The following is a 12,545-nucleotide window of genomic DNA, read 5'->3' as shown; positions in this document are numbered from 1 at the left end:
ATATTTATCATCAACTGGTGTATGTATATATAATTTTCAATAAGTTATAGACAAAAGGTTCTATATGTTTTTTTGTTGTCCCCTTTAATATTAGGGGTGCAATCGGGGAGTGCAACATCAGTGATTTTGGTGAATTTATTAACTGCAATTAGTTGAAAGAACAATGAGGATAGTTTTTAAACTTGTTATTGGAGCGATATTTCTTTCTGTTTATGTGATTTCAGGTATCTGCAATCCTTCTTCATTTTTAGATACCTTTTTTCTGTTTATTCCATTGTATCTAATCCTTAGTGGAATTATGGAAAGATTAATAACTAAAAGAGAAAATCGCGAATCAAAAATAAACTTATTAAGATCATTCGTGAGATTTGTGTCTTTATTGTGTGTATTGGCAATATTTAGTGGATTATATTTTATTCATATAGGTAGTGTAAGAGGAATGGGCCCAATTTTAGGTAGTCTTTTTTACTTAGTGTTAATACCTATTTTAGAGATTGAAATTATATACAGAAGAGAAGTCAAGTCAAGTAGTATTACTAGATAACACTTCAGATTTAAAAATGCCAGATAACAGTAGTAAACGCTCTGTTGTTCTGGCATTTTTTATTGATAAGATTGGTGTTAGCAGTGAAATTTAACCTCGATTTGGAGCTGGAACGCATCAAATATGAAGAGTTTTTATTAGACTTCTAAAAATGAATACGTTTACGTCTTTTGATAAGATTTCATCTTTTAATCAAAAGGACTATGATTAGGAAGAGTGTGGATTCTTTTTTCTTATATCTATTACCGATGTCAGAGGCTTGTCCCTATATAGCACGATCTCTTTAGCTTTTTAAGGTGTGGCATATCATGCGTTCCACATACTTAACTTCGCTATAATCTATCTATCTATCCACCTCGCTCGGTATGATTTTGATGCTGTTTAATAAAATATATACTTTGCTCCGTAGTTGTTGAATAGAAGGGTAGGGTGTGTGCGAGGTCCACTAAAAACGATGCTATTTACGAGTTTTTTCTAAGTCTTTTCGACTCACACTTATAGGGTAGAACTTAAGTTCCCTCCCTCTTTGTATTGCAAGTCAAGAAAGCCCTCCAATAAGAGGGTGCTCATTATGGTAAGACATAGATTTTCGTACAACGCATGCAATCTTATTGCAAACTGCGGTAGTGTCCCCAAAAGTGTGTACGGCAGAATGCGTCTCTGAAAAGCAAACCTACATATTTTTTCGCTTTGTTTTCCATAAACATTAAAGATAGACCAATAAAGAATTAAGGCAAGGCTGTCGTAGCACCGCGGAGACACCGCCTTGCCGTATTCTTTTAGGTTGATATCTTTGTGTTGGAAAATAAAGCACATTGTTGTTATTTACTTTTCATTGTTCTTCCTAAGTCCAAGAGTTAGATCTCCTATTCTTTTCTTCAGATAGTTTGCATTGATTGCAATACTACCTATCAAGTGTAGAGCGGATTCTACGCTAGGTAATGCACATTTATATCGAGCCCCTTTCTTTACCTGTCTATTGAAGCGTTCTATCCAGTTAGTACTATGAATGTACTTGCGAACACTGACGTCGTATTTTAGGTATGTGAAGTAATACTCTATCCTCTGACCGTTAGCTATTTTTGTGAGAAAAGGATAGCTCTTACGCCATCTGAACGCAAAGTTTTTAAAGCTCTCTAGGCCATCTAAAGGTGAGCTTCTTGAGCCGTCTTTACTAAAGACCTCCTGTAGATCACTTGCGATGGCTGACTTATCTCGAGGGCGTATCTTTCGAGTTATTTCTCGCTGTAGATGCACCGTGCAGAGCTGGACTTCCACTTCTGTAAAGTGCTCACGTGCAACCTCTTCAATGTTATTCAACCCGTCTGAAATGATTAGTCCTACCTCTTCGAGTCCTCGGCTTTTTAGATCCTCAAAAAACTCGCCCCAGATGCCGCTTCCCTCTGTTGGATTATTATAGACACCCACGATGTCTCGACGTCCTTCGCTATCTAAACTCATCACTACAAAAAATGCCTCCTTGCTCACACTTTCTCCTCTCCGTACAGGAAGATATGTAGCATCGATAACAAGTGCCTCTAAAGTCCTCGGTAGACGTCTTTGACGCCACTCTTCTACTGCTTCTTGGGTCGATAAGGAGAGACGATTGATTTGACTCGTACTATAACGTTTACCATACAAACGCTCGAATACTCCAGAGATATCCTCCATCGTATTACCGCAGCTATATAGATAACCTGCTAGTTCTCCCATCTCTTTCTCTTGATCTTTGAGAACGCCTAAAATCAAGGGCATGAAGCCCTGCTGTCGAGTTCGGGGTACTCGTAATTCTAGCATATTACCACTCGCAAAGATGCGACGGGGGCGGTATCCATTGCTCACATCGCCACTATCTTCTTTATACAGTTCCCTCTCCCCTTGCATCGCTATTTCGATGATTAACTCCATTAAACGACCAACTCCATTTGGCTCTGTCATCACGTTTGATAGAATTTCCTTAAATTGCATTTGTGTAAGTCTCATCTTCTTGTTTATCTTTTGTTTTTAACTTTTCAAAGATAACATTCTTGGGACTTACACACTTTTTGGGGACAGTATCCAAACTGCTTGCGAGTTGGAGAGTACAACGGGTACGTGATAGAATACGACTACCTATTGAATGGTACATTTAACTGTGGTCTCTACTCAAACGTCATGGGGGATAAAGGAAATAGGTGCATCAGAAGAAAACTTCTGATGCACCTATTTTCGTGCGTTTAGGATCTATTGTGATTACATTAGTTCCCTCACAGCAGCTTCCATCTGGGTGTCTTCACCCTTTAAGACTTTCTTCAGATCAAGCTCAACCTTCACGTCTGGCTCTAACTGGAAGTTCTCTAGGTAGTAACCTTCGTCAGTCTTATAACCAACGGCTGGGATCCCGAAGTATAGAGATGGATCCTGAAGGGTTACCCAGTTCACACTAGTCATTGTTCCTGGTACTGGCATACCTACTAGCTTGCTAATACCCATCTTCTTGAATACCCATGGGGTACCGTGAGCATTTGAGTAGTCCGCTTCACAGATCACCATGACGCTAGGCTTAGTCCATCTCTTGGAAGGCATATCACAGTAATACTTACCCTGTACTTCCTGAGTTAGGTATTTTGTACCAGAGAAGAATGCTTCAAGATCTTCGTGTAAGCGACCACCACCATTATAGCGGATGTCAATGACGATACCATCTCTTTGGTAATATTTACCCATTACATCAGAGAACACGCGGCGGAAGCTATTATCATCCATAGATGGGATATGTACATATCCTAGGCGTCCGTTTGATAGGCGATCAACTTCATCTGCACGTTGCTTGATCCAACGCTCATAGAGCAGCCCATTGAGTTTGCCAGCAGATATAGGTTTGATCACTTCCTCCCAGCTCTTGCCTGTATGTACGGAGTAGAAGCTTAGTAAGACAGGCTTATTAATCTTACCAGTAAGAAGTGGGAAATAATCAACATCCTTTTTGATCTCCACTCCATCGATCTTAGTTAAATAGTCACCCTCCTGCACTTTAGATAAGTAAGTGTCAAACGGTCCTCCTACTACGACCTCTTCGATCTTAAGGCCCTTGTCGGAAGCTTCAGATAGGTCGAAGAATAAGCCTAGCTCAGCGGTGCTTTCGGCACTTCTAGGGCTACCATATCCACTACCTGTGTGTGAAACATTTAGCTCACCAAGTAGCTCAGAAAGCATTTCTGAGAAGTCGTGATTATTATTGATGTGAGGTAAGAATTTACGATACTCCTGAGTCATGAATTCCCAATCCACACCATGCATATCCTTGACATAGAATCTTGCAGCTTCCTCCCTCTTGACATAGTCAAACATGAACTCACGCTCTTCAGCGGTATTTAGTTTCATGGTTGCTCTATAAGAGATAGGAGTGATAGACTCAGATGCGAGAGACATTTTTTGGAATGATGAACCACTCAGAAGGAATAGGTTTTTACCCTTTGCGTCAGGTGTAAGTGATTGGTATGAACCGTTCATCTTCTTCAGTAGCTTAGTCTCATGCTTCCTTAGGTCTTTCACCCAAAGGTCATAACCACCTTCGAAGGCACTCATATAATATAGCTTCTTGCCATCATCAGTGATGTATGCGTCTCCTAACTGAGAGGATACTGGAGTCAGTCGTAGGGTACGATATTCAATATTCTCAAGCTCTACGAGGATGTCTTTACTATCCTTCTTAGTCTCTTTTTTAGCTTCGTCTTTATCCTTCTCTTTCTCTTCTTCCTCTTTAGCTTTTTTCTCAGCTTCGGTCAGAAGTTCGTACTCTTCAGCATTTAGTACAAATTTGTTGTAGGACTCTCTATTTAGGAAGACGATCATCACGTCATTCATAGAGCCCCATGATGCGTGATTACGCATCCCATATTGCTCTGAATAATAGATGATCGCATTGCCATCCATTACAAATCGTGGATTACCTGCGAAGTATCCGCTTTGAGTCAAGTTGTGTATCTCATTATTTTCACCTTCGGTACTGACGAGCATGATGTCACCAAAAGGCTCGTGGTGATTATCCACCATTTCCATTGCCATCCATTTGCCATCAGGAGACCATACGAAGCCGATATATCCGTTACGCTCTGTAACATTCTTACCATTTGTGACTTGACGAAGCTCTTTTCGCTCAATATTGTAAATCATAACCTTAGAGCGATCTTTCACGAATGCCACTTCTTTTCCATCAGGTGAGAATTGTGGGTGCATCTTTTCAGAATGATCGTTAGGAATCAACTTCTCTTCGGTAATTAGTGTCGCATTAGGGAAGTTAGGATCTTCATCTCTGGTGATCTTCGCAATGTAGAGATCACTCTTGCCATCACGCTCTGAAGCGTAAACAATACTGCGATTATCTGCACCAAAAGATACGCTGCTTTCTTCAGCTGTTGTCTCTGTTATTCTCTTCGTTGTTGAGTACTCTACTGAGGTTACAAACACCTCGCCACGGACTATGAAAGCTATTTGAGAACCATCAGGGGATACTGAGACAGATGTTGCTCCACGAGTGAATGTCTTCTGCTCGTCAAGCGTTTCATCAAGGTCATTGATGATTTTGATATTTACCTTACTCGCAGTTCCTCCATCACGTAGGGTGTAGATTTCACCATCATAACCAAAGCATAGAACCCCATTATTAGCTACAGATAGGAAGCGGACTGGGTGGTGCTTGAAGCTGGTCATTTGTGTGGCTGTGCTACCATTCAAGCCTTGCTTAAAGACATTGATGGTACCAGCTCTCTCACTTAGGAAGTAAAAGTTCTTATTGTCTGGTGCAAATACTGGGTTACGATCTTCACCTTTCCAATCAACAAGTGTGCTGTAACTTTTATTTTTAAAGTCATACATCTTTATGTCTTTGGTAACAGAAGAAGTATGGTGCTTTCTCCACTCGTTCTCAAATCCCTTGATATCTTCATAGATTAAGTAACGTCCGTCCTTGGATATGTTACCCATTGAGACAGGTGTAGCCATAGCCATGATACTACGACCTCCAGTGGTAGGAACCTTATATAATTCATTAAGACGACCAGTAGGGAATAGTGCACTACTAGCTGGGTCTTGAATGTGTGTGGCATAGTAAATAAACTGACCATCTGGACTAAAACTAATGAGTTTTTCACTACTTGAGTGGGTCGTTACTCTCGTAGCAGTTCCACCCTCGGAGTCCATGATGTAGATGTCATTAGCACCATAATGGCGATTGCTCTCAAATGCAATCTTTTTGCCATCAGGACTCCACATAGGACGTGTGTCATGTGCAGGGTTTGTAGTAAGCCTAACGGCTTCGCCTCCTTGTGCAGGGACCTTATAAATATCGCCCTTGTATGTAAATGCGATTTCAGATCCATCGGGAGAGATAGCAGGGTAACGCATCCATAAAGGATTGTCGTTGGCATGTGCCATAACTCCTGATACTAGGAGCAGTAAGGCAATAATGGTTTTGTTAAGTCTCATAAAAAGAGTATTCGCTATATGTTAATAAAGTAAATATTTGGTTACAAACGCAAACTTACTAAAAAAGAGAGTGTTTGAAAAGTTAAAACTGCTTACTCATCTGCTATTGACGAGTATTCCGTCCGTTTTCGTATTATATAATGAACTGATTTTGCAATAGCAAGTAAGGAAGCCGCTTCAGAGCTTTCTATGGCATAATACCATGATCTAAAAACTCTAAACGGCTTTTGTCTTATTAAGAGTAATGAGATATTGGAGCTTTTGCTCTTTTAAGTCATGCTCTCTTTTAGTCTTACAGCTGCAGGCTGGATGGTAGATTAATACTCTATTCCCCTAGGTAGCTCTTTAGCCATAATGATCCACTTTTCTACACTTTTAAGTGGAGGTATGCGTCGGACTAGTTTTTTCTTTGCATTGACTTCTGCCATTTTCATCGTTAGGTTATCCGCATTCCTTTGAGCTAATTCTTTCACGGTATCTACCCCTGAGATCTCAAGAAGTTCTGCATACTGAGCACCGATTCCTTGAATACGGAATAAATCTACATGGTTAGCGAATCTCAGAATTTTGTCCTCTGGAATACCTGTCTTATCAGCCAAATCCTTACGCATTGCTTTGGTCCGAGCTGCCGCATGAAGGGCATCAGTTGTTGTTACGCCTACCTTCTTTAACTTCTCTCCATACTGAGGTCCTATACCCTCGACTTTTTCGATTTTGTAGTTTGCCATTTTTTTTGTTTTTGTAATAGGTTTATCTTATTTCATCGTTAAGCAATTTACTTAATTTTTTTTAGAGTTGTTGTTTTTAGACCCTTTTAATGTGCATAAGCTTTATAACTCTATTATTCTTAACTAATACGTAACATCTTGTAAGCAATGATATGGTGTTTTAGTGCGAAATAGTGGTGTTTACCTAACTCGTAATTTCTTTTTATATCTTTTTTAGTCATGCTAAGCTTTTATTTGTTTCATTTAATTCGTTCATATATAAGTCGATACGCCTTGTTTATCGATTTGAGATATAATAATTACTGAATGATCCTGCTTTTGTTTCGGTAGTTTATTTTGCAATGTACTGAATTTGTAATATCTTTGTTTTTGAAAGTAATATTTAACTAATAAAACACCTATTTTATGAAGCACTCAGTCAGTATAACTTTGATTGCCTTTTTTCTTGTCGTAATGACTTGTAATGTGCGTGCACAGGAGATAAACGGTCATATAGAGGATGAGGCGGGACAAGATGTTCCATACGCTACTATTGAATTATTGACAATGTCAGATTCCACCGTTATTGTTGGTGGTGTATCCGATGAGAAAGGGTTATTTAGTTTAGATGCCCAAGGGTATCAGCTTCCCCTGCTCTTACGTACTCGTGTGTTGGGATATCGCACCTCTGTTAGTCATGTAAAGTCTTTAGAGGCACTTAAAGTTGTTCTTACAGAGGAAGCCACTATGCTAGAGGAAATGGTCGTCACTGCTCAGCGAATATCGCATAAGATGATACCCGGTGGTCTGAGCACAGACATTTCTTTATCGCCATTGGCCAACCTGGCTGATATTTATAGTGTCCTTAGGGGAGTACCACTTGTAGAGGTTAAGGGTGAAGAGATTACCGTCGTGGGGCATGGTACACCTATTATATACATTAATGATAAATTGATGAGGGATAAAACTCAGTTGCAGCAACTACGTCCTTATCTCATAGAGCGGATAGAGGTGCTGACGACCCCAGATAGTCGATATAGTGCTTCGGCAACATCGGTGATTAAGATATATACGAAGAGGGAGCCGGGCTCTGGACTCAGTGGCAGTGTAGGTGCTTATCTTAGGAAAAGAGTGGATGCTGACTTAGGTTATGGAGGGCATATTAAGCTCAATTATCGTTATGATGGGTGGGACTTTTACTATAATACTTCGTACTATGATCTGAATAACTCTAATCACAATCCTTATCTCAAGTCTCACTCTAAAGTAGACGAGGACGAGTGGACGTCTTATGATGAACTAAGGTTATTTTATGGAGGAAAAGAGTATAATAATGTCGTTGGTATTAATTATGAGGATAAAGTTCGGTCTCTGGGTATCCGCTATTCACTCTTGGGCGAGAATGGATATACTTCTTCTCATAATGAAAGTGAACTTCGGATGAATCAAGAGACGCCACTAAAGTACACATCAGATAGTCGTGAGGATACGAAGTGGAATCTAGCTCATAGACCATCAGCCTATTATCTTAGGCATTTTGGTGCATGGAAGGCCCAATTGGATGCGGATTTTTACTTTAATAAGAATAGAAGCACTCAGAATATTATTGAGCGGATTGTGGGTAATCCTAATGTATTGAATGTAGAGAACATGACCTCCAAAGAGACCCATTCGGCTGGAGTTAGAGGAGAGCTATCTGGGGACTTAGGCAAGGGTAGCTTGACTGTAGGGGGTGAATATACTTGGGTACAAAATAATTACGTGGCACTCAATGCTGAGGAATTGGAGCTACCAGATACGAGGACTAAGACAGCTGAGCAGATGGTGGCTCTCTTTGCTCAGTACGCTCTACCTATAGGAGCTTGGCAAGCATCGGCAGGCTTAAGGATGGAGTATGTGGATACAGATTTTAATCAAAATGGTAAGCGGATAGATGAGGTGAGTAGAAGAAGCTTTAATCTCTTTCCATCGTTCTCATTTGCTGGAGAGCTGGGGCGTGGTTGGAATGGTCAGATAGCGATGAGAAGCATTATATCCCGACCTGGCTACTGGGAGTTACAGCCTACGTATCGCTATATCAGTAAGTGGATGTATAAGAGTGGTAATCCTCAGTTAAAGCCCCTCATCACTTACCGAGTACAGAGTATGGTGAAGAAGAGTTGGTTAATGGCAATGCTCTCCTATGATTATAATAAAGATAATATTATCGACGAACATACTAATCTGATGCCCGATGAGAGTAGCCCTACGGGACATAAGCCTAAGACGATATTAATGGCTCCCATTAATGGTAACCCATATCATAATGTCCGATTGACCCTGAATGCAGCTCCTAAGATAGGGTGCTGGAGTCCAGACCTCTCATTTGTTGTCAATCAAGAGATTGGCTTTGAGTATTGGGATTTCGAGACTTTTAGGAATAGATCTAAGCCTGTTCTTATGATTAACTTTAATAATAGCTTTGCCTTACCTCATGATATCTATTTATTTCTTAGTGCCGATTATACCATTTGTGGTCATATGAAAAATAAGCAGATAGATAAGCCTTTGCTATATACCTATGGGGAGCTATCCAAGAAGTGGTGGGATGGAAAATTGTACACTTCGCTATCTGTCTATAATCTTACGAATAGCCATGCTGGTTCAATTCGGAACTACTCAAGGTATAGCAGACTAAATTTCTCATTGTTCTCACCTACAGCAATATCGCTGAACATTACTTACCGCTTCAATAATGCCAAGAGTAAGTATCGAGGTCAGGGTGCGCTAAACTCCGTATTAGACCGTATGAATTAAGCTTAAATAGCATTAGTGATACTAATTAGATAATAAATTACTTTTCGATCAAAAATTATTCTTAGGAAGCGGAGGTGAGATGGTTTTCATCTCCGTTTCATCTTTCTGCTCTAGTTTTTACCTTGTTATTGACTGCTTATTAACTTGGCTTCTTTTATGATGAGAAGATGCCTGTGGTGGTAATGGTGGAATATGTAAAGTAGGACTTTTGTTGGTACCGAAGACTTTTGAAAGTCTTTGAGGGAATAGAAAAAGTTTTGTGATGGTGTGCTCTATGGATTATAGGCGCATAATGCCGATGTACCTTGTCGTGTCTGTGGGTCTAAGGTTCTGTCTATATACTTTTACACAACATTATAATACAATAGACATGAAAATAAGGTAGTTTATTTTGCAATGTACTGATATTGTACTATATTTGTTTTCGAAAAGGATAATTAACTAACTTAATAACGAATGAAATGGTACGTTTAATTAAACTAACATTTGTGGCTTGCCTCATTACTTTGATGAGTGTTGAAGTGAGGGCACAAAAGGCGAGCGCACAAAATGTAAGGGGCTGTGTAGTAGATGGCAATGGTGCCAATATATCATTTGCGACGGTACAGCTGGTAGCGTTATCTGATTCCGTGGTGATCGATGGTGGTATTACTGATGATCAGGGAGGTTTTGTATTGAATACGAAGGGTTATGATTATCCTTTTGTACTTAGGGTACGTTTGCTCGGTTACCGCACTTCTCATACGGAGGTCGCTTCTGATGAGGCGGTGCGTATTGTGCTTGAGGAGGAGGCAACGATTCTAGATGAGGCGGTCGTCACTGCTCAGCGAATATCGCACAAGATGATACCGGGTGGACTGAGTACAGACATTTCTTTATCGCCATTGGCTAACCTAGCTGATATTTATAGTGTCCTCAGGGGGGTGCCACTTGTAGAGGTTAAGGGTGAAGAGATTACCGTCGTGGGGCATGGTACCCCTATTATATACATTAATGATAAATTGATGAGGGACAAAACTCAGTTGCAGCAATTACGTCCTTATCTCATTGAGAGGATAGAAGTGCTGACGACTCCAGATAGCCGGTATAGTGCTTCGGCAACATCGGTGATTAAGATATATACGAAGAGGGAGCCGGGCTCTGGACTCAGTGGTAGTGTAGGTACTTCTCTCAAGAAAAGTATAGATGCTGCCCTTGGTTATGGAGGGCATATTAAGCTCAATTACCGTTATGATGGGTGGGACTTTTACTATAATACTTCGTACTATGATCTAAATAACTCTAATCATAATCCTTATGTCAAGTCTCATTCTAAGGTAGATGAGGACGAGTGGACGGCATATGATGAGCTAAAGTACTTTTTTGGAGGAAAAGAGTATAATAATGTCTTTGGTATTAATTATGAGGATAAAGTTCGCTCTTTGGGTCTTCGCTATTCACTCTTGGGTGAGAATGATTACTCTTCATCTCATAATGTAAGTGAACTTCGGATGAATCAAGAGCCACTACTAAAGTATTCGTCTGATAGTCGTGAGGATACGAAGTGGAATGTAGCACATAGACCATCAGCCTATTATCTTAGGCATTTCGGTGCATGGAAGGCCCAGTTGGATGCGGACTTTTACTTTAATAAGAATAGAAGCACTCAAAATATTATTGAGCGGATTGTGGGTAATCCTAATGTATTGAATGCAGAGAACATGACCTCCAAAGAGACTCATTCGGCTGGAGTGAGAGGGGAGCTATCTGGGGACTTAGGCAAGGGTAGCTTGACGGTAGGAGGTGAATACACTTGGGTGAAAAATAATTATGTGGCACTCAATGCAGAGGAATTGGAGCTACCAGATACGAGGACTAAGACAGCTGAGCAGATGGCGGCTCTCTTTGCTCAGTATGCTCTACCTATAGGAGCATGGCAAGCATCAGCAGGCTTAAGGATGGAGTATGTGGATACAGATTTTAATCAAAATGGTAAGCGAGTAGATGAGGTGAGTAGAAGAAGCTTTAATCTCTTTCCATCGTTCTCATTTTCTGGTGAGCTAGGGCGTGGTTGGAATGGTCAGATAGCGATGAGAAGCATTATTTCCCGACCTAGCTACTGGCTGTTACAGCCTACATATCGCTATATCAGTAAGTGGATGTATAAAAGTGGTAATCCTCAGTTAAAACCCCTCATCACTTACCGAGTACAGAGTATGGTAAAGAAAAGTTGGTTCATGGCGATGCTCTCCTATGATTATAATAAAGATAACATCCTCGACGAACATACTAATCTGATGCCCGATGAGAGTAGCCCTACAGGACATAAGCCTAAGACTATCTTGCTGGCTCCGATTAATGGTAAGCCATACCATAGTGTCCGATTGACCCTGAATGCAGCTCCTAAGATAGGGTGCTGGAGTCCAGACCTCTCATTTATTGTCAATCAAGAGATAGGCTTTGAGTACTGGGATTTCGAGACTTTTAGGAATAGATCTAAGCCTGTTCTTATGATTAACTTTAATAATAGCTTTGCCTTACCTCATGATATCTATTTATTTCTTAGTGCCGATTATGCCATTTGTGGTCATCAAAAAAATATGCAGATAGATAAGCCTTTGCTATATACCTATGGGGAACTCTCCAAGAAGTGGTGGTATGGAAAATTGTACACTTCGCTATCTGTCTATAATCTTACAAATAGTCATGGAGGTTCAGTGTGGACCTATTCAAGATATAGCCGACAAAATGTCTCAATGTTCTCACCTACAGCTATAAAGTTGAACATTACTTACCGCTTCAATAATGCCAAGAGTAAGTATCGAGGTCAAGGTGCACTAAACTCAGTATTAGACCGTATGAATTAGGTGTCATGAGACCTTTAGCATGCTCGAATAAAATGTGATAAATTACTTTTCTAGATATAATTATTCTTCGTAGCGGGGAGGTGGAATTGTTTCCATCTCCTCGTTTTATATAGATAATTTATGCTTTGTGCTACTATTTTTTAATCGCGTATTTATTCTCTGATTATTCTAGTTGGCAAAAGACAC

General features: G+C 40.2%; 5 protein-coding genes. 2 read left to right on the top strand and 3 right to left on the bottom strand.

Translation table 11 applies throughout. From position 1 onward, the window contains the following. Positions 1–1,369 precede the first annotated feature (1,369 nt). The 3 genes from QYZ87_02480 to QYZ87_02470 form a co-directional block, all read right to left on the bottom strand. Positions 1,370–2,512 carry an IS256 family transposase gene (locus QYZ87_02480; GenBank protein ID MDN4753400.1) on the bottom strand — a complete coding sequence of 381 codons (1,143 nt, stop codon included), beginning with the start codon at positions 2,510–2,512 and terminating at the stop codon, positions 1,370–1,372. 264 nt (positions 2,513–2,776) lie between these two features. Then, positions 2,777–6,010, bottom strand: coding sequence for a S41 family peptidase (locus tag QYZ87_02475; GenBank protein MDN4753399.1), 3,234 nt, complete (start codon positions 6,008–6,010; stop codon positions 2,777–2,779). 317 nt (positions 6,011–6,327) lie between these two features. Next, positions 6,328–6,738: a DUF4332 domain-containing protein gene (locus tag QYZ87_02470; protein MDN4753398.1), complete on the bottom strand. Its 411-nt coding sequence runs from the start codon at positions 6,736–6,738 to the stop codon at positions 6,328–6,330. 405 nt (positions 6,739–7,143) lie between these two features. Between QYZ87_02470 and QYZ87_02465 the strand changes: the two genes are divergently transcribed. Together QYZ87_02465 and QYZ87_02460 are read left to right on the top strand one after the other, a co-directional pair. Beyond that, positions 7,144–9,513 (top strand): outer membrane beta-barrel protein, encoded by a 2,370-nt coding sequence (locus tag QYZ87_02465; protein MDN4753397.1) that lies wholly within the window; start codon positions 7,144–7,146, stop codon positions 9,511–9,513. Between the two features lie 461 nt (positions 9,514–9,974). Then, a complete protein-coding gene (locus QYZ87_02460; GenBank protein ID MDN4753396.1) occupies positions 9,975–12,359 on the top strand; it encodes an outer membrane beta-barrel protein in 2,385 nt (794 codons plus the stop codon). Positions 12,360–12,545: the final 186 nt, after the last annotated feature.

The sequence above is a fragment of the Porphyromonadaceae bacterium W3.11 genome, assembly GCA_030434245.1.
GTDB lineage: Bacteria > Bacteroidota > Bacteroidia > Bacteroidales > Porphyromonadaceae > Porphyromonas_A.
The sequence above is the reverse complement of the archived record's forward strand: the minus strand, read 5'-3'. Positions and strand labels throughout refer to the sequence as shown.